Source organism: Bradyrhizobium sp. AUGA SZCCT0105, from assembly GCF_018129565.1.
Taxonomy (GTDB): domain Bacteria; phylum Pseudomonadota; class Alphaproteobacteria; order Rhizobiales; family Xanthobacteraceae; genus Bradyrhizobium.
This window is the reverse complement of record NZ_JAFCMK010000005.1, coordinates 81594-100669: the sequence shown is the minus strand read 5'-3', so window position 1 is coordinate 100669 and position 19076 is coordinate 81594. Positions and strand designations below refer to the sequence as shown.

The following is a 19076-nucleotide window of genomic DNA, read 5'->3' as shown; positions in this document are numbered from 1 at the left end:
CTCCGAAAAAAACGCGGCATCGCGCGCGAGACGAACGGCGCGCCAAACTCCAGGGCGCACCGTTTCTCGTGGTGAGACGCAGCGAGGAAGGGACTGGTTCGATTGAGGTTTCCCTGCGGCGCGACGATGGCGCGCTCGCGGCTGCCGGATGGCGCGGCGGCGGCTTTGACCCGTTAGCGATCCGCCTTGCGCCGGATGAACAGGTAATTCGGCACGAAGCCGGCAATGGTGATGGCGATCATGATCCACCAGCCGCGCTGAAACGCCGCGATCCGGTCCGCCATCGAGACTGGCGTTGCCAGGATCGCGACAAAGATCGCGACGCCGATCGCCAGCGCTGCCTGCCGGATCATGTTGATGACACCGGAGCCGGTCGCAAACGACGAAGGCGGCAGCGAACCGGCACCGACGCCCATCAGAGTCGGAAAGGTCAGCCCGACGCCGATGCCAGTGAACATCATGCCGACCACAAAGGCGGGCATGTCGGGGTCAACTCCAAGCAACGTTGCCCAAATCGCAAGACCGCCCGCGAACGATGCAATCCCGGCGGACACGACGGCCGCGGCGCCAAATCGCGCGATCAGGCGGCGGGCAAACAACAGCGAGGTGAACGGGACAAGCAGCGGACCCGGCGCGATCGCAAGGCCGGTCTTCAGCGCCGACCAGCCCCACACCGTTTGCTCCCACAACGCCACCGACAGCAGCATCGCGCCGAAAGCCGCCGAGTATGGCGCCATGACAAACGTCGCCCCGGTGAACGGCCGCACCTTGAACAACGCAGGATCGACGAAGGGATTCTTCGAGTTGAGGCAGTGCCACGTAAAGGCAGCGAGCGAGACGGCTGCGATGGCAAAGCCAAGCGCGACGCCGCGCGAACCCCATCCCCAGTCATTGGCCTTCACGATCGCAAGGGTCAGCGCACCGATGCCGCAGGTGACAAGTAGCGCCGCCCATGAACTCGGACGCGGCACGTCATGGCCGGGCACTTCCGGCAGTTTCAGCCAGCCTATGATCAGTGCGACGATGCCGATCGGGACATTGACGATGAAGATCCAGCGCCAGTCGAAGGTGACGAGCACGCCGCCGGCAAGCGGCCCGAGCGCGGCCGCAAGGCCGCCGATCGCCGTCCAGGTCCGCACCGCGCCGGGACGCTGGTCGGGCGGGAACGACGCCAGAAGCAGGCCGATCGAGGTCGGGGTCATCAACGCCGCACCGGCGGCCTGCGCGATGCGGGCGACGACCAGCAATTCGACGTTGGGCGCAAGCGCGCAGGCCGCCGACGCGGCCGTGAACAGCGCAACGCCGAGCAGGAAGCTCAGATTGCGACTGTGGCGTTCGGCGAGCCGGCCGAAAAACACCAGCAGCGCCGCATAGACGATCGCATAGCCATTGAGGATCCAGGACAAATCCTCGAGCGAGGCGCCGCGGAATTCCTGCGCGATGTTCGGCAACCCGACATTGACGATGAAGAGGTCGAGGTTGGCGAGGCAGATGCCCACCGATACGATCGCGAGCACCTGGCGCGGTGTTGCGACGCGGGAGCGTGGCCGCGCGTCAGCTCCGATAGCCAGCCCGATCGTCTCCGCCTCGATCTCCGACATCACACCCTCCAAATATGTGCATATGCATATATTGCCATTAAGTGCATATGCATGTATCTGTCAAGCCTAGTTTGGAGGCGGCGATGGTGAAAACGGAACCCAGCCGGTGCAATCTCACGGCGTTGCGCAAGGCGACGCGACGCGTGTCGCAGCTCTATGATCAGGTCCTGGCGACATCCGGCCTGCGCGGCACGCAACGCGCCATTCTGGTCCACATCAGACGTTCGGGCGCGCCGACGATGGGCGAGCTGGCCGCTGCGCTGGTGCTCGACCGCACCGCGCTCAACCACAACCTCAAGCCGCTGGAACGCGACGGCCTTTTGACCATCGCCGTCGACAAGAGTGACCGGCGCAGCCGCCTGGTGCGGCTGACCAAGCGCGGCGAAGCCCGGCTTGACGAGTCACAGGCCGCCTGGCGTGAGGCGCAGGAGCGCTTCGAGACCGCCTTCGGCGCGAAACAGGCCGCCGATCTCAGGCAGACGCTCGCGTTGATCGCCGCGCTCGAGTTCGGCGAACACGCGGCGGATTTGCCGGCAACATAACCGGCTTCAAACGGAAGCGGCCCGGCGTTACTGCCGGGCCGTTCGTTCTGACACGATCAGGATCGATCGCGCTCAGCTGTAGATCTCGAACAGGCCGGCACCGCCCTGACCACCGCCGATGCACATGGTCACGACGCCCCACTTGGCCTTGCGGCGGCGGCCTTCCTGCAGCAGGTGGCCGGTGAGCCGGGCACCGGTCATGCCGAAGGGATGGCCGATCGCGATCGAGCCGCCGTTGACGTTGTACTTCTCGGGATCGATGCCGAGCTGGTCGCGCGAATAGAGGCACTGGCTGGCGAAGGCTTCGTTGAGCTCCCAGAGATCGATGTCCTCGACCTTCAGGCCGTGGCGCTTCAAGAGCTTCGGCACGGCGAACACCGGACCGATGCCCATCTCGTCGGGCTCGCAGCCGGCCGAGGCCCAGGCCACGAAGCGGCCCAGCGGGTTGAGGCCGCGCTTCTCGGCATCCTTGGCTTCCATCAGCACCACCGCAGCGGCGCCGTCGGACAGCTGGCTGGCGTTGCCGGCGGTGACGAACTTGCCCGGACCCTTGACCGGCTCAAGCTTGGCAAGGCCTTCCAGCGTGGTCTCGGGGCGGTTGCACTCGTCGCGGTCGACGACGTAGTCGACGATCGACTCGGCCTTGGTCGCCTTGTCGACCACCTTCATCTTGGTCTTCATCGGGACGATTTCGTCCTTGAACTTGTTGGCCTGCTGCGCGGCCGCCATGCGGCGCTGCGACTCCAGCGAATACTCGTCCTGGTATTCGCGGCTGAGCTTGTAGCGCTCGGCGACGATGTCGGCGGTGTCGATCATCGCCATGAAGATGGCGGGCGCGGTCTTGAGCAGGTCCGGATCGATCGATTCCTTCGGCGTGCCGCCGCCAGGAATCGAGATGCTCTCGACGCCGCCTGCGACGATGCAATCGGAGCCGTCGGAACGGATCGAGTTCGCAGCCATCGCGATGGTCTGCAGGCCCGACGAGCAGAAGCGGTTCACCGAGACACCCGCGGTCGACTTCGGCAGGCCGGCGAGCAGCGCCGCCTGGCGGCCGATGTTCGGCGCGCCATGCGCGCAATTGCCGAGATAGCAATCCTCGACATAGTCCTTGTCGACGCCGGCGCGCTCGACCGCGTGCTTGATGGCATGCCCGGCCAGCGACATCGGCGGGGTGATGTTGAATCCGCCACGGCCGGACTTCGCCAGGCCAGTGCGCGCGTAGGAAACGATTACGGCTTCACGCATTGTTTTCTCCCTCTGAGATCGCCGGATAGTGGCGCGTCTTGACGCCTTCGTACACATATTTTGGACGCTGCAACAGGAATACCAGACGCCCCGGAACGACAAACGCCGCCTCCGGGGCCGGAGACGGCGTCATGTTCCGCAGATCGGAATTTGGATGGGCTTGAGCGGCGTATTCCCTCGTCCGGGCCACGTCCCGGGCGACGACGAGAGCCCGCTCAAACAACGTTTGAAACGTCTTGTTAGAACGTCAGCGCCTTGGCCTGCTTCACCTGCGGCAGCGACTGCACCTTGGCGAGCAGATCCGCCGGCACTGCGCCGTCGACCTCGACCAGCGCGATGGCGTCGCCGCCCTGCTTGACGCGGCCGAGATGGAAGGTCGCGATGTTGATCTTGGCATCGCCGAGCAGGCTCGCGAACGCGCCGATGAAGCCCGGCTTGTCCTCGTTGGTGACGTAGATCATCGACTTGCCGAACTCGGCGTCGACGCGGATGCCCTTGATGTCGACGAGTCGCGGCTTGCCGTCGGCATAGACGGTGCCGGACACCGAACGCTCCTGGCGCTCGGTGGTGACGGTGACCGTGATCAGGCTTTCATAGTCGCTCTGCGCGGCGCGGACGACCTCGTCCACCACCATGCCGCGCTCCTTGGCGACGACCGGCGCCGACACCACGTTGACCTCGCCCAGCATCGGCCGCAGCAGGCCGGACAGCACCGCCGAGGTGATCGCCTTGATCTTCATCTCGGCGACGTGGCCCTCATAGGTGATCGTGGTCTTGAGGATGCCGCTCTCGGTGAGCTGGCCGGCGAACGAGCCGAGCTTCTCGGCGAGCTCGATGAACGGCCTCAGCTTCGGCGCCTCTTCCGCTGTGATCGAGGGGAAGTTGACCGCGTTGGAGATCGCGCCCGACAGCAGATAGTCCGACATCTGCTCGGCGACCTGCAGCGCGACGTTCTCCTGCGCTTCGGTGGTGGAGGCGCCGAGATGCGGGGTGCAGATCACATTGGGATGGCCGAACAGCACGTTCGAGGTCGCCGGCTCCTCGACGAACACGTCGAAGGCGGCGCCCGCGACATGCTTGGAATTCAGCGCATCGACCAGCGCCTGCTCGTCGACCAGGCCGCCGCGGGCGCAGTTGATGATGCGCACGCCCTTCTTCATCTTGGCGATCGCGGCCGCGTCGATGACGTTGCGGGTCTTCTCGGTCAGCGGCGTGTGCAGCGTGATGAAATCGGCGCGCTTGAGCAGATCGTCGAGCTCGACTTTCTCGACGCCGATGTCCTTGGCGCGTTCCGGCGACAGGAATGGATCGAACGCGATCACCTTCATGCGCAGGCCGAGCGCGCGGTCGGCGACGATCGAGCCGATATTGCCGCAACCGATCACCCCGAGTGTCTTGGCGGTGATCTCGACGCCCATGAAGCGGTTCTTCTCCCACTTGCCGGCCTGGGTCGAGGCGTCAGCCTGCGGGATCTCGCGCGCCAGCGCCAGCATCAGGGTGATGGCGTGCTCGGCGGTCGTGATCGAATTGCCGAACGGCGTGTTCATCACGATGATGCCCTTGGCGGTCGCCGCCGGAATCTCGACATTGTCGACGCCAATGCCGGCGCGGCCGATCACCTTGAGCTTCGTCGCCTTCTCGATGATCTTAGCGGTCGCCTTGGTGGCCGAGCGGATCGCAAGGCCGTCATAGTTGCCGATGATCTCGGCGAGCTTTTCCTTGTCCTTGCCGAGATTGGGCTGGAAGTCGACCTCGACGCCGCGATCCTTGAAGATCTGCACGGCAGCGGGAGACAGCGCGTCGGAAATCAGAACCTTGGGTTTTGTCATGTGACTGTTCCTCTGCCCTGCAGCGGGCGGGTCTCTTGGACCAATGTGGTGAAGTCTCTGATCACTTCTCCCTCGCCCCGTTCTTACGGGGAGAGGGTTGGGGTGAGGGGCAGCCACGGGCGAGGAACAAGCCGAGTAGGCCCTCACCCGGATCGCTGCGCAATCCGACCTCTCCCCGTAAGAACGGGGAGAGGTGACAAGAGAAAGCTTATGCCGCCTTGGGCAGCGCTGCCTTGGTTTCGGCGAAGGCCCAGTCGATCCACTGCGTCAGCAGTTCGATGTCCTTGGCCTCGACGGTAGCGCCGCACCAGATCCGCAGGCCGGCCGGCGCATCGCGGTAGTACGCGAAGTCGAAGCCGGCGTTCTCCTTCTCGACCAGCGCGACCAGCTTCTTGCAGAAGTCGGCCTGGGCGTCTGATGGAAGCGAGGTGATCGCGGGATCGGTGAACTTCAGGCACACCGAGGTGTTGGAGCGGATCGCGGGATCCTTGGCCAGGAAGTCGATCCAGGGCGTCCGCGCCTTCCAGTCGGCGAGCGCCTTGGTGTTGGCGTCGGCGCGCCCGATCAGCGCCTTCAGGCCGCCGATCGACTTCGCCCAATTCAGCGCATCGAGATAATCCTCGACGCAGAGCATCGACGGCGTGTTGATGGTCTCGCCCTCGAAGATGCCCTGGTTGAGCTTGCCGCCCTTGGTGAGGCGGAAGATCTTCGGCAGCGGCCAGGCCGGCTTGTAGGTCTCGAGCCGTTCCACCGCGCGCGGCGACAGGATCAGCATGCCGTGCGCCGCTTCGCCGCCGAGCGCCTTCTGCCAGGAGAAGGTGACGACGTCGAGCTTGGCGAAATCGAGCGGCTGCGCGAAGGCGGCCGAGGTCGCGTCGCAAATCGTCAGGCCTTCACGCGTTGCGCTGATCCAGTCGGCGTTCGGCACGCGCACGCCGGAAGTGGTGCCGTTCCAGGTGAAGACGACGTCGGACGCGGGATCGACCTTGGCGAGATCGGGGATTTCACCGTAAGCCGCGTTCAGCTTGGTGACGTCCTTCAGCTTCAACTCCTTGACGATGTCGCTGACCCAGCCCTCGCCGAAGGATTCCCAGGCGAGCGTGGTGACGGGCCGCGCGCCGAGCAGCGACCACAGCGCCATCTCGACCGCGCCGGTGTCCGACGCCGGCACGATGCCGATCTTGTAGTCCGCAGGCACCTCGAGCACTTCGCGCGTCAGTTCGATCGCGAGCTTGAGCTTGGCCTTGCCGACCTTCGCACGATGCGAGCGGCCGAGGGCGGCGTCCTTGAGATTGTTGGGGTTCCAGCCGGGGCGCTTGGCGCAGGGGCCGGAGGAGAAATGCGGCACATTGGGCCGCGAAGCGGGCTTCGCTGCAGTCATAATCTACCCTTCCAGATAGCTGCCTCTCGGTGGGGAGAGGTTTCCCGCCGTCGGAAATAGTGGAAGGGCACCAAAACGTCAAGGAAGTTCCGACTTTTCCGGGACAGTCGGGGGATCACGGCTGATTGATGGAGCGTCCTCGACCTGCTGCATCGTCTCCTGATCGAGCAAATCCGCCGCGAGAGTCATGATCTTAACTGCCCTGCGCCGGCTCGATACTTTCAAAATGCTCTTATCGCCGGCCTGCACGATGTACTCGTTGCCGACCCGCACGATCGAATAATCCGACATTCCAATCCCCAGTCGCCGCCGCCCCGTGGGAGACGTCCGACATACCGGACTCGTTCCGACCCGTAAATTCACGGAGACCGGCTTAGTTTATTGGCTGTTAACCGGATCGCGCAGCAGCGGCTACCGCAGGCATTGTCTTGGATGCGGCACAACTCGTGCAGGTCAAAAGCGGAGCGTCATGCCGACATGGCTGCGCGCGAATCCGAGCCGCTCATAGAAGCGCTGCGCATCGACGCGTGTGCGATGGGTCAGCAGTTCGACCAGCATGCAGCCTTGCGCGCGCGCCTCCGCGACCGCCCACTGCACGAGCTGCTCACCGATGCCGCGGCTGCGGCAGTGTGTTGCGACGCGCACGTCCTCGAGCAGGCCGCGCGAAGAGCCCTGCGAGCTGATACCCGGCAGAACCGCAAGCTGCAGGCATCCGACGACGGCGCCCTCTCCGTCGACGGCGACGACAAGCTGCAGGTTGGGATCACGCTCGACCCGCGCGAAGCCGTCGTAATAGCTTTGCGGAAGCGGATCCGCGATCCGTTCGCGCGCACTGCCGAGCGGATCGTCCGCCAGCATGCCGACGATGGCGGCGACATCCTCGCGGCGAGCGTGGCGGATCGTGATCGATGAAGCTTCACGCATGGCGAGGCTTACCCGAGATCAGCGGACCGGCGGCAGAGCGAGCACATGCTCCGCATCGGCGATCCAGCGGCGGGTCATGGGATAGCGTTCGAGCGCGAGGCCGCCATCCTCCGCAACGCGCGTATAGGCCAGCAGCGAGACGTCGGCGAGCGAGAACGCATCGCCGACCAGGAACTGCGCACCGGCAAGATGCCGCTCCAGATGATCGAGCGCCACATAGCCGCGCTTGATGAGGTGCGGATCGATCTCCGACACGGCCTTGCCGAGATACACGGTCTGAAAGCGGCAAACGGCGACATAGGGCTCATGGCTGTTCTGCTCCCAGAACATCCAGGCATCCATCTGCGCCGCACGATAGGGATCGCCGGGGATCAGATCGCTGCCGCGCGCGAGGTAGCGGATGATGGCGTTGGATTGCGCGAGCGTGCGGCCGTCATCCAGCTCGACCGTCGGCACCTGGCCCCAGCCGTTCAGCTTGAGGAATTCCGCCGTCCGGCTGCCGCCCTTCATGGTGTCGATCTCGACCCATGTGTACGGCAGCGCCAGCTTGTCGCACACCCATTTCACCTTCAGGCAATTGCCCGAATTGGCGTCGCCATGGATTTTCACGTGAGGTTGCTCCGCTTGCGGAGCAACATCGGATCAGCCGCAGATTGCGGTGTCAAGCGAGGCGGCGTGCGTCAGAACTTGTAGCCGATGGCGGCGCGCACGCTGTTCTGCGTGACCGACGTGTTCTTGACTGGTGCGAACTTGACGTATTCCCACTCGCCGCGCACGAAGACACAGTTCCACAACATGTATTCCAGGCCGAGACCAGCGGTCCAGCCGGCAACGTAGGCGTCCGTCTTCGCATCTGTCGCGGTTTGGGAAAACTGCGGCAGTGCAAAGGTGGTCGAACTTCCGTCGGCAAAGTTGATCGTTCGGTTCACGGAGCTGGTGACCGTGCGCGAAACGTCCATTCGGCCGACTGCGAGGCCGCCGAAGGCGTAAGGCAGAAAGTCACCGGTCGCCCAACCCGCGCGGCCGCGGAATGTGATCTCGTCCTTGAGCTTCAGCGACGCGCTTCCATTCAACGTCACGCCGTCGGCGGCAGACGCGCCGGCCGGCAGGACCAGGGTTGGCTGAGCGACTTGAATCGGACCCAGACTTCCGGAGGTCGTTGTCGTAAGGCCGGACCAATAGGTATAGTTTGCTTCGACACCGACCACGACGTCGTCAAACTGATAGTTGCGTCCGACAAACGCTCCGAAGCCCGAGCTTTGCGCATTGACCCGGCCCAGCAGATTGAATTGGGACGTCGGCCCCTGCAGCGTGGTGTTGCGGAAGATGGAATTGGTCAGGGAAGCAACACTGCCCCCGAAGTCGGTGTTGATCCATGTCTGGCCGACCTGACCGCCGGCATACCAGCCGTCCCAGTTTCTGGTCGGCGCGCTGGAAGCGGGAAGACTGCCGCGAAGGAAATCAGGCATGTCGGCCGCCTGCGCGCCGGTCACCGCCCCGAACATCATCGCCGCCAGCAAGAACCTACGCATTGCAACGCTCCATCCCACTCACCGAATGCGCGTTGATCATCGCCTGTTAACCTTAACCAATCGTTGTCGCCGCGAGCTTTCGACCACTCAAGTTGCAGAAGCACGGCAAAGAAAAACGGCGCGGGGTGATCCCGCGCCGTTTCAATCGTTAACCGTGAAGGCTCGAAATTAACCCTCAAATTAGCCCTTGCGGATCAGCGGGGGCGGCGGCGGCGGGGGCAGCACGTCGCAGCAAGGCAAGGCGAAGCGTACGCCGAGCTTCACGTCCTGCGAGGTCATGTCGCGGAACTGGAAGGTCGAAGGACCGGCCGGCGTGCCGTCGAAGAAGTGGCCCTGGCCGTGGGCGGCGGTGCCCATGTCGAGGTAACGATAGGCCAGTTCAACCGTGAAGTTGTTGGTGACCTTGTAAGCGACACCGGCATGCAGCGCCCAGGCGAAGTTGGTCTTGGTCGCACCGTCGGCGATGAAGGAGCTGGTCAGGCCGGATCCGCTCGGGAACGTGGTGACGTCGGAGAAGGCCGAGGTCTTGATCACCGCGGCACCGACACCGGCACCGATGAACGGGGTCAAGCAACCCCAGGTGCCGAGATCGGCATAGATGTTCGCGAGGGCGACCCAGCTCTGAACGCCGCCATGATAGGTGTCGCCCAGCGAACTCGGCCCGGGGAACGTGAAGAAGTCGGTGCCGTTGAAGCTCACCTTGGAGCGATACTCACCGGTGATGTCGGCGCGGAACCAGCTGTTGAACTGATAGCCGACGCCGACGCCGAACAGCATGCCGCTGTCGAAGCCGGTGCCGAACTGGTTGAACGTGGTGCCCGCCGGCAGCGTGTCGTAGGCATTGGCATGCAGCTTGGCCTGGGTATTGGTCATGCCGATGTCGCCGCGCAGATACCAGCCGCCGAAATCCTGGACCGGCGGAGGAGCATACGCCATCGGGGGCGGCGGCATGATCGGCATGTCGGCAGCGAACGCCACCGAAGACAGCAGGGATGCCGCGCCTGCGGCAATCAGGGTCGTTACGCTACGCATTGGCTTCGTCCTTTTGGGCCAGTGAGGCGACACGAAAGCCCCACGTCTGAAACTCACGGGCCGGACGATGCCAGCAAATGTTTAAGCGGCACTTAACCCTAATTTTTAAGGTTGATTTTCTCTCACCTTTTGCTGCGGCTGTTGCTTATGGGTCCATCAAAGCGCGCGTGTGGCGGCGAAAGATTGGCGATCTCGCCACAGGTGCTAATGAAGCGTTGACGCAGGCGCAGGGTTTTGCCGGCACGCAGGCCCTGAGTGTTAGCGAATGCTTAATGCGCGCGGAGGTGAAGCGGACCAGCTGCACTAGCCAATGGCAGCGATGCGCTGTGGAGTTCTCATCGACGACCCGTCATCCTGAGGAGCGGCCGCTTGGCCGCGTCTCGAAGGATGAATCGGCTACCAGCCGGGCCGTCGATCCTTCGAGGCTCGCTCCGCGAGCGCCTCAGGATGACGGGTCAGGCAGTTCGCGATGACAGAGGCAGGTAGGGCCCTGGAGAACAGCAGGCCCTAAGCCGCGGCGGCGTGGCCGAGTGCGCTGACGATGTTGTCGACGACCTCTTCCACCAGGATGCGATCGTCGCCCTCGCCCATGACGCGGATCACCGGCTCGGTGCCGGAGGGGCGGATCAGCAGGCGGCCATGGCCGTTGAGGCGCTTCTCGCCGTCGGTGATCGCGGACTTGACCTCGGCGTCGTCGAGCGGCTTGCCGCTGCGATAGCGCACGTTCTTCAGGATCTGCGGCAATGGATCAAACCGCCGGCAGATCTCCGACACCGGACGGCGCAGCTTCTGCACCACGGCGAGCACCTGCAACGCAGCGACGAAGCCGTCGCCGGTGGTCGAATAGTCCGACATGATGATATGGCCGGACGGCTCGCCGCCGAGATTGTAGCCGCCGCTCAGCATCTGCTCGAGCACATAGCGGTCGCCGACCGGCGTGCGGACCATCGAAATCCCGTGGCCCTGCAGGAAGCGCTCCAGCCCGAGATTGGACATCACGGTCGTGACGATGCCGGGCTTGGCGAGGCGCCCCTCTTCCTTCCAGCTCTGCGCGATCACCGCAAGCAGCTGGTCGCCGTCGACGATGTGGCCGCGCTCGTCGACCAGGATGACGCGATCGGCGTCGCCATCGAGCGCGATGCCGATGTCGGCGCGCATCTCGCGCACCTTCCGCGACAGCGCTTCCGGCGAGGTCGAGCCGCATTCCTTGTTGATGTTGAAGCCGTCGGGTTCGACCCCGATCGGCACCACGTCGGCGCCGAGTTCCCACAGCGCTTCCGGCACCACCTTGTAGGCGGCGCCATTGGCGCAATCGACCACGACGCGCAGGCCGTCGAGCGAGAGGTCGCGCGGCAAGGTGCGCTTGGCGAATTCGATGTAGCGGTCGTGGACGCCGTCGATGCGGCGGGCGCGGCCGAGGCTCGCACTCTGCGCCAGGCGGCGGTCGAGCGATTCGTCGAGCAATTGCTCGATCTGCTTCTCGACATCGTCGGAGAGCTTGAAGCCCTGCGGGCCGAACAGCTTGATGCCGTTGTCCTCGAACAGATTATGCGACGCCGAGATCATGACGCCGAGATCGGCGCGCATCGACTTGGTCAGCATCGCGATCGCCGGCGTCGGCATCGGGCCGACCAGCAGCACGTCCATGCCGACCGAGGTGAAGCCTGCGACCATGGCGTATTCGATCATGTAGCCGGACAGCCGCGTGTCCTTGCCGATCACGACGCGATGGCGATGGTCGCCACGCTGAAACACCAACCCTGCGGCCTGCCCCACCTTGAGCGCGAGCTCCGGCGTGATCAGCCCATTGGCGCGGCCCCGAATTCCATCGGTCCCGAAATATTTGCGGCTCATGATACCCCCAACACGGACCTCTCGAACCACCCGGCGAGAGAGTCCTGAACGCCTACCAGTGTAGCGTGCATCGGCCTTATAGACTGCCAGGCGCTAAAATGACTTCAAAAAATATGATGAATCATTACCGCGGCCGAACCGCGTTTTTCGGCATTAAGGCGCTGAAAAATATAACATTATGGCCCTTCAGGCAATCCCCGGGAACGACTGCTGTCCCCTACCTCTTGTCGCCTCGCTTGACGTGCTGGTCACCCTTGCTGGGGGCCGGCTGGGTCACATTGACGGGGTCGGAACCGGGAAACGTCTCCTCAAGGCCCTCTTCCAGGGCCTCATCGAGCCGGCGCTTTTCGGCGTTCTCGTCTACTTTCGGCTTGGAGCCTGATTGCGTCATCGTGCTCTCCTATCCGTCTTCAGATTTGGCGGGCCACCCAACCATGCTAGATGACGGCAAGACCGAACACCCGCAAGACGTCTGCATCAAACTTGCGATCGAGAAGAAGGGCCGGGAACGTCCATGAAGCACATTACCTGCATCGAAGATCTGCGCCAGCTGCACAAGCGCAGGGTGCCGAAGGCGTTTTTCGATTATGCGGACCGCGGCTCCTACACCGAGGATACGCTGCGCGCCAACACCGAGGACCTGCAGCAGATCAAGTTCCGCCAGCGCATCCTGGTCGATGTGTCCAAGCGCAGCCTGGCGACCACGATCCTGGGCGAGCCCTCGGCGATGCCGCTCATCCTGGCGCCGGTCGGCCTGCTCGGCATGCAGCATGGCGACGGCGAGATCCACGCCTGCCGCGCGGCGCAAGCGGCCGGCATTCCGTTCACCCAGAGCACGATGTCGATCTGCTCGATCGAGGACATCGCGGCCGCCGTCGACAAGCCGTTCTGGTTCCAGCTCTACGTCATGAAGGACCGCGGCTTCATCAAATCGCTGATCGAGCGTGCGATCGCGGCGAAATGCTCGGCGCTGGTGTTGACCGTCGACCTGCAGGTGATCGGCCAGCGCCACCAGGACATCAAGAACGGCATGACGGTGCCGCCGGAATGGTCGCTGTCGAAGCTCTTGGACTTCGCGAGCAAGCCGTCATGGGTCGCCGGCGTGCTGCGCGGCAAGCGCCGCAGCTTCGGCAACATCGTCGGTCACGTCAAAGGCACCGAGGATCTGACCAAGCTGTCGGAATGGACCGCCTCGCAGTTCGATACCACGCTGAATTGGAAGGACATCGACTGGATCCGCAGCATCTGGCCGGGCAAGCTGATCCTTAAAGGGATTCTCGATGTCGAGGACGCCGAGCTCGCCGCCAAGACCGGCGCGCAGGCGATCGTGGTGTCCAACCATGGCGGCCGCCAGCTCGACGGCGCTCCGTCCTCGATCGAGGTACTGCCGGAGATCGTCGACGAGGTCGGCTCGAAGCTCGAGATCATGTTCGACGGCGGCATCCGCACCGGCATGGACATCATGCGCGCGCTCGCGCTCGGCGCGAAGTCCTGCATGATCGGCCGCGCCTACGCCTACGGCCTCGGCGCCGGCGGCGAGGCCGGCGTCGCCAAGGCGCTCGACATCCTGGGCAAGGAGCTCACCACCACGATGGGGCTGTGCGGCGTCAACACCATCGCCGAGATCGACGACAAGGTGCTGGCGGTTTAGCGCAGCTGCAAACTCCGCGTCGTCCCGGGCAAGCGAAGCGCGACCCGGGACCCATAACCACCGATCGATATTGTTGCGCATGGCTGGGGCCACAGCGCACTTCAACAACTTAACCCTGTGGTTATGGGTCCCGGCTTTCGCCGGGACGACGTGTTAAGAGAGACTGGCCTTCGCGTCACATCGGCGGCGCGATGCCGTCGCGGCCGACGTTGACACGGTTGGCTTCCAGCGTGCCGTCGTCCCTCTTCACCGCGCCGAAGATGATGATCTTGGCGCCCGGCTTCAGCTCCGACTTGTCGCCGGAGACGAAGGTGACGACCGGGGTTCCCGGCGGCACCACGACTTTCTTCTCGCCGTCCTTGTATTTCACCAGGATGTTCTGGCCGTCGGTGCCCTCCACGGTCTCGGCGACGGTGGCGTTGGTCATGGTCGAGTTGGCGCGCAGGTCCCAGGGACGAAAACCTTCCGCGGCGCCGCGTTGGTTTTCCGGGAAGATGTGAACCGCGATCGCCTTCTGCGTTCCGTCCGGCTCGGGCATCGCGGTGACGCCGATATAGGAACCGGCCTTGATCTCCGACAGATGGGTCTTGGCGACGCCGAACACCGCGACGTTGTCGGTCGTGCGTACCTTCATATCGTCGCCGTCGCGCGACTTGATCGACAGCATCGCGCCGTCGACGGCCTCGATGGTGCCGCGGATGCGCACCGTCGGCGGTTGTTGCGCCGATGCGGCTGAGGCAAAGGCAACGAGAAGCAATGCGGCGAACAGCGTCGATTTCGGCATGGTGTTCCTCATGGGTTTGGCTGGCGAATCAGGGAACACCGGGGAGTTGCAGGTATTCCGTGCGGCTACCTCCCCTTCGCGGGAAGGCGACACGCAGGACAACTACGGACCGGATGAGGATGCTGTTACTGCGATAACGAAACTGTCATCCCGTAGCCCGGATGGAGCGAAGCGCAATCCGGGACTTTCTCAACGTCGGCACCGTCCCGGATTTCGCTTCGCTTCATCCGAGCTACGAACCACGCGTCACATCGGCGGCGTGAGGCCGTCGCGGCCGACGCTGATTCGGTCGGTTTCGAGCGAGCCGTCGGGCAGCTTCTTCATGAAGGCGATGACCTTGGCGCCGGCCTTCAGGTCGGCCTTGTCGCCGGGAACATAGGTCACGACCGGCGTGTCGGGCGTGACCTGCACCTTCTTCTCGCCGTCCTTGTACTTGACCAGCAATGTATGACCGTCATTGCCGACGACGGATTCCGCGACCGTGGCGTTGGTCATGCTGCTGTTGGGCTTCAGATCATACGGTCGCGAGCCTTCGCCGGTGCCGCGCATGTTTTCGGGGAAGACATGCACCTCGACCGCCTTCGGCACGCCGTCGGGCCCCGGCACCGTGGTCGTACCGATGAAGGAACCGACCTTGATGTCGGACAGCGCGATCTTGGTGAGGCCGAGCACCACCATATTGCCCGCCATGTGCAGCTTGACGTCCTCGCCGCCGCGCGACTTCACCGCGAGCGTATCGCCGTCGACGCTCTCGACGGTTCCACGCACCCGCGTCGGCGTCGGCGGCTGCTGCGCCAGCGCGTAAAGCGTGGATGCCGTCACCATCGCAAGCGCAATGAACGGACGAATGACATGGGAACGGCTGGCAGGCATCATTGATCTCCGGGAGGGAACGCGGGGGACTAACACGAGACACCGTTCCGGAGACGCTATTCCAGGCCTCAAGTCTTTGTGAGATCGGCTTCGACAAGCGCGCGCAATTCGGACGTGACCTGCGGGCGCTGCCCGAACCACAGCTCGAAACCGCGCACGGCCTGGTGCAGCAGCATGCCGAGGCCGTCGGCGGTCTTCAGGCCACGCGCCTCGGCTGCGGCGAGCAGCGGCGTCACCAGCGGCACATAGACAATATCGGAAACAACCGCATTTTGCGGCAGCAACCGCACATCGACCTCGAGCGCGGGCTGGCCATGCTGGCCGAGCGACGTGGCGTTCACCAGCAGCCCTGCGCGCGGCAGCAGCTCGCCGACCGCGTCCCACGTCGCGGGATGAACACGGGCGCCGAATTGCTCTGCGAGCGCGCGGGCACGATCGATGGTGCGGTTGACGAGATGCACGCGCGCAATCCCGCGCTCGATCAGGCCGAACACCACCGCACGCGACGCGCCGCCGGCGCCCAGCACCAGCACGTCCTCCGTCTTGTCCCAGCCAGGCGCGCAGGCGTCGAGATTGTTGATGAAGCCTTCGACATCGGTGTTGGTCGAGCGCAGCTCGCCATCGGCGAACCACAGCGTGTTGGCGGCCCCGACGGCGCGGGCGCGCGCGTCCGGCGCCGACAGCGCCAGCGCGCGCTCCTTGTGCGGACGGGTGACGTTGGCGCCGACGAAGCCGCGCAGCGACAGGCGGAACAGGAAATCCTTGAAATCCTCCGGCGGCACCGCCTCGATCACGTAGCCGCCCTCGATGCCGAGCGTGCGCAGCCAGTAATGATGGATCAGCGGCGAGCGGGAATGCGCCGCCGGCCAGCCGATCAGGCACGCGGCGCGGGTTTTACCTTGGGTGTTGTCTTGAGCATTGCCTTGGGATGTCATGGCCGTGACATCGGCCAAGGCAGGCGCGCTGTCAATCCATCCGCTTCGCGGTTGCGGCAACCAGCGCGCTGAGGGCGAACGCGGTGCCCGCGGCAAACCGGATCGCACCGAGATTGATCCAGCGGTAGGCAAGTGCCCCGAGCAGAGCGCCCGCGACCAGCGCCGCCCACAGCAGGACGTTAGGCAGCCAGGCCCAGGGCGCACCGCCGGTCAGGGCGGCAGCGATCAGCTGCCCCGCCTTGACCAGCGCGCCCGTGACATAGGTCAGGCCAAGCCCGGCCCCGCCTTCGAGCTGGAACACGGCGTTCTCGAGCCCCATCGCCAGCACGATGGCGACGACCGCGGTGTTCGGCAGGCCGTAGGCATAGGCGATCGCCGCCGCCATCAGCAGCAGCGCCTCGACCAGCAGGACCAGGGGCTGGCGATGCGCGATGCGGCTGAGCACGATGAGGCTGCCGGCCGCGGCGCCGGCGACGAACAGCACGATCAGTTCCAGTGCATCCAGAGCGTGCTGCCAATGGCCCTCGGCCAAGGTCACGCCGAGCCGCGTCGAGTTGCCGCTCATGAAGGACACGAACAGCCCGCCAAGATGCAGATAGCCGATGCCGTCGACATAGCCGGCCAGCGCGCTGAGCGCGCAGGCCAGCGCCAGGTTACGGCGGGATTCAAGCATGATGTCGTTGCGCCCCCATCAGGGACACAAGCTAGCGGCCTCCGGCCATCCTGCCAACGATCACGCCCGCGCAGGGCGTGATCGCAGGAAGTCACCGCTCAACTTTGCACTCGAAGCGGTTGTCGCGACCCAGGGGGTTGGTATCGAGGCAAGCGACGCCCGGGACCGAGTGAGCGCGCCGGTCGATCGCACACCATTTGCCGTCGCGCTTGGCCCACGCCACGCCGCGTAGGCGCGGCGTGAAGTAGACCGGCTCGTCGAACTGCGGCTCGACCATCACTAGCCCGGCGGTATCGACCAGCCCCCACTTGCCGTCCCTGAGAAAGGTCAGGAGGCCGAAATCGACGTTGACCCCCACGCGTTCGGCGCCAATGTCGATCCACGTCTCCCCGGTTCGCGACAGGATAGCGCGCTTGCCCGCGGCTTCCGACACCATCACGGGACTGATACTGACATCGCACAGAACGCCCGGCCGCGGCGGAATGACCCAGGATTGATCCGAAAGCCGGAGCACGCCGGTCGCTCCGGACAGGGTCACAAAGGCGGTGTCATTTTCGCGACGCAGTGCGGCCGCGTCGAATTTCGGCTCGATCAGCCATGATCCGTCCGAGCGCATGAAGCCGCGCTTGCCGTCGATCGATGCGACGAAGAGGCCGGCGCCGGTTGAGAGGTAGTCGAATTTGAGTTCGAGCACCCAATGTCCATCGGGCCCAAGGCGACCCCATTTGCCGTGAAGCTTGGCATTCTTGACGTCCGGTCCGGCCCAGACGATCGCGTCAAACACCACAGGCGTCACTGGGTTCGAGCCGGCGTCGACCAAACCGAATTTGTCTCCGATCTTCAGAATGAATGGCGGAGTGCCGCCATAGCACGACGCGTCGATAAGCCGGCCGTCGGGCGGCTGCAGCGGGCTGCCGTCCGCCTTGAAGTAGAGCGCTTCCTTGTTCTTGTACGCGTCGAGCCGGCCATCGGCGCATTGCCCGATCGGCTGATCGTATTCGGCGTCGATAATTACGCGGCCATTGAGGTCTAGAAGCCCCCACCGGTCGGCCGTCTTGAAGTGCCAGCCAAACACAGCGCCCGGGTGATCGGACTTGAGGCTGGCAAAGGCAAACTGAAGCTGTTGATAATTGGTCTGGAAAATCCATGCACCTGACTTGTCGATCACGCCCACGATGCCGTCGCGCTCGGCCGAGGTGCGATCGAAGCCCGCAATGAACCACCCGGCTTTGTCGAAAACCGGCTCGATGACGAAGTTTCCCCGCCGGTCGATAAAGCCGACCTTGCCGTTGACGGTCACGCGTGCGAGCCCGTTATTCAACGCACTCACCTGCTGGAATTTCGGCTCGACGAGCCAGCTTCCGTCTGCGCGCATCAGCCCCCAAAGCTTGTCCTTTTGCACCCAGCGGAGTGCCGGATTGTTGTCGAACCCAGGAATCGGCGGTTTGCGCGACTCGATCAATCGGCCCTGGACGTCGATGACATCGGTGAGGGACGGCTCAGGGGCGCTGACGCTGAAGCTCGCTTCGCCGGACGGCGTAAACGCGACCCGGCTACTGGAAAAGTCCTCCCCGCCGGTCATACCGCCCAGGTGCCGGTCTTCCGATACGGCAAAACGATCGGGACTGATCGCTCGGATGAATCCATATTTCGGCTCGATCACCATCTTGCCGTCCTGGTCGATCAGACCGGACCTTCCATCCACATCGACCTGCGCGAAGCCGAACCGATAGTCGTCGACGATGCGGTATTGTGGTTTGACGATCTCGTGGCCGTCCTCGTCGATGAAGCCGTAGAGACCGCCGAGGCGGACGGCGGCCCGCTGATCCGAGAATGTGCCGATCCAGTCGTAGCGGGGAAATACCGCGACCGTACCGTCGCGGTGCACCGCTCCACACAGACCGCCGGGAAACGCGCACATTGGCAGGGGGCCAGACGAGGGAGTGTCGTAGGGTGAGGGCCTCTGCGCGATCAAATCCTGCAAAACGGCCTTGCCGGCCGGCGTCAATTCCATCGGCTTGTCTTGCGCAAATACGCCATGCATCAACAGTACGCCTGCCAACGCGGCAACTTTCGACCACACGCGCACGGTCCTGCCCTCACCGTCCAAACCGGGATCGACGAGTAGGCGCACTCCGTGGCGGGATAGTGTCGGTCATTCTACAATGTGTAATTGCACATCGTTGCAGGCCGATAGTGACAGAACCAAATGTAGCCGCG

Annotated in this window: 18 protein-coding genes; 2 read left to right on the top strand and 16 right to left on the bottom strand. The window is 64.3% G+C overall.

The genetic code is table 11. From position 1 onward, the window contains the following. Nucleotides 1-173: 173 nt before the first annotated feature. Nucleotides 174-1601, bottom strand: coding sequence for an MFS transporter (locus JQ573_RS23495; RefSeq protein ID WP_212316188.1), 1428 nt, complete (start codon nucleotides 1599-1601; stop codon nucleotides 174-176). 71 nt (nucleotides 1602-1672) lie between these two features. Here JQ573_RS23495 and JQ573_RS23490 point away from each other — a divergent pair, with 71 nt between their 5' ends. Beyond that, the gene (locus JQ573_RS23490; protein WP_249132204.1) at nucleotides 1673-2143 is read left to right on the top strand and encodes a MarR family winged helix-turn-helix transcriptional regulator; all 471 of its coding nucleotides are present in this window, start codon (nucleotides 1673-1675) and stop codon (nucleotides 2141-2143) included. A 72-nt stretch (nucleotides 2144-2215) separates the two neighbouring features. Here the strand turns inward: JQ573_RS23490 and JQ573_RS23485 are convergent, their stop codons facing one another. From JQ573_RS23485 to JQ573_RS23440, 10 genes are all read right to left on the bottom strand, one after another. Continuing rightward, on the bottom strand, nucleotides 2216-3388 hold the full coding sequence (locus tag JQ573_RS23485) for an acetyl-CoA C-acyltransferase (RefSeq protein WP_212316190.1): 1173 nt from the start codon (nucleotides 3386-3388) through the stop codon (nucleotides 2216-2218). 239 nt (nucleotides 3389-3627) lie between these two features. Further along, the gene (gene serA, locus JQ573_RS23480) at nucleotides 3628-5217 is read right to left on the bottom strand and encodes a phosphoglycerate dehydrogenase (RefSeq protein WP_212316192.1); all 1590 of its coding nucleotides are present in this window, start codon (nucleotides 5215-5217) and stop codon (nucleotides 3628-3630) included. 208 nt (nucleotides 5218-5425) lie between these two features. After that, nucleotides 5426-6598 carry a phosphoserine transaminase gene (locus tag JQ573_RS23475; protein WP_212316194.1) on the bottom strand — a complete coding sequence of 391 codons (1173 nt, stop codon included), beginning with the start codon at nucleotides 6596-6598 and terminating at the stop codon, nucleotides 5426-5428. A gap of 78 nt (nucleotides 6599-6676) precedes the next feature. Further along, nucleotides 6677-6889, bottom strand: coding sequence for a hypothetical protein (locus tag JQ573_RS23470; RefSeq protein WP_212316196.1), 213 nt, complete (start codon nucleotides 6887-6889; stop codon nucleotides 6677-6679). A 162-nt stretch (nucleotides 6890-7051) separates the two neighbouring features. Next, entirely contained in the window at nucleotides 7052-7522 is a 471-nt protein-coding gene (locus tag JQ573_RS23465; RefSeq protein WP_212408745.1) for a GNAT family N-acetyltransferase, read from the bottom strand. 18 nt (nucleotides 7523-7540) lie between these two features. Then, nucleotides 7541-8131, bottom strand: a complete 591-nt coding sequence (locus tag JQ573_RS23460; protein WP_212408743.1) for a glutathione S-transferase family protein — start codon at nucleotides 8129-8131, stop codon at nucleotides 7541-7543. 71 nt (nucleotides 8132-8202) lie between these two features. Beyond that, the gene (locus JQ573_RS23455; RefSeq protein WP_212316198.1) at nucleotides 8203-9054 is read right to left on the bottom strand and encodes an outer membrane protein; all 852 of its coding nucleotides are present in this window, start codon (nucleotides 9052-9054) and stop codon (nucleotides 8203-8205) included. A 180-nt stretch (nucleotides 9055-9234) separates the two neighbouring features. After that, complete coding sequence (locus tag JQ573_RS23450) at nucleotides 9235-10086, bottom strand: outer membrane protein (RefSeq protein WP_212316200.1); 852 nt, start codon at nucleotides 10084-10086, stop codon at nucleotides 9235-9237. Nucleotides 10087-10593: 507 nt separating this feature from the next. Next, nucleotides 10594-11940, bottom strand: coding sequence for a phosphoglucosamine mutase (gene glmM / locus JQ573_RS23445; protein ID WP_092117402.1), 1347 nt, complete (start codon nucleotides 11938-11940; stop codon nucleotides 10594-10596). Between the two features lie 217 nt (nucleotides 11941-12157). Continuing rightward, the gene (locus tag JQ573_RS23440) at nucleotides 12158-12331 is read right to left on the bottom strand and encodes a hypothetical protein (protein WP_212316202.1); all 174 of its coding nucleotides are present in this window, start codon (nucleotides 12329-12331) and stop codon (nucleotides 12158-12160) included. A 123-nt stretch (nucleotides 12332-12454) separates the two neighbouring features. On the opposite strand from JQ573_RS23440, the gene JQ573_RS23435 reads away from it, so the two are divergent. Then, complete coding sequence (locus JQ573_RS23435) at nucleotides 12455-13591, top strand: alpha-hydroxy acid oxidase (RefSeq protein ID WP_212316204.1); 1137 nt, start codon at nucleotides 12455-12457, stop codon at nucleotides 13589-13591. 175 nt (nucleotides 13592-13766) lie between these two features. Here the strand turns inward: JQ573_RS23435 and JQ573_RS23430 are convergent, their stop codons facing one another. The 5 genes from JQ573_RS23430 to JQ573_RS23410 form a co-directional block, all read right to left on the bottom strand. Beyond that, nucleotides 13767-14375, bottom strand: a complete 609-nt coding sequence (locus JQ573_RS23430; RefSeq protein ID WP_212316205.1) for a hypothetical protein — start codon at nucleotides 14373-14375, stop codon at nucleotides 13767-13769. Nucleotides 14376-14621: 246 nt separating this feature from the next. Next, nucleotides 14622-15200 carry a hypothetical protein gene (locus JQ573_RS23425; RefSeq protein WP_212316497.1) on the bottom strand — a complete coding sequence of 193 codons (579 nt, stop codon included), beginning with the start codon at nucleotides 15198-15200 and terminating at the stop codon, nucleotides 14622-14624. Nucleotides 15201-15316: 116 nt separating this feature from the next. Then, on the bottom strand, nucleotides 15317-16183 hold the full coding sequence (locus JQ573_RS23420; protein ID WP_212316207.1) for a shikimate dehydrogenase: 867 nt from the start codon (nucleotides 16181-16183) through the stop codon (nucleotides 15317-15319). 31 nt (nucleotides 16184-16214) lie between these two features. Next, nucleotides 16215-16856, bottom strand: a complete 642-nt coding sequence (locus tag JQ573_RS23415) for a YoaK family protein (RefSeq protein ID WP_212316208.1) — start codon at nucleotides 16854-16856, stop codon at nucleotides 16215-16217. Nucleotides 16857-16947: 91 nt separating this feature from the next. Then, entirely contained in the window at nucleotides 16948-18939 is a 1992-nt protein-coding gene (locus JQ573_RS23410; RefSeq protein ID WP_212316209.1) for a WG repeat-containing protein, read from the bottom strand. Between the last annotated feature and the right edge of the window lie 137 nt (nucleotides 18940-19076).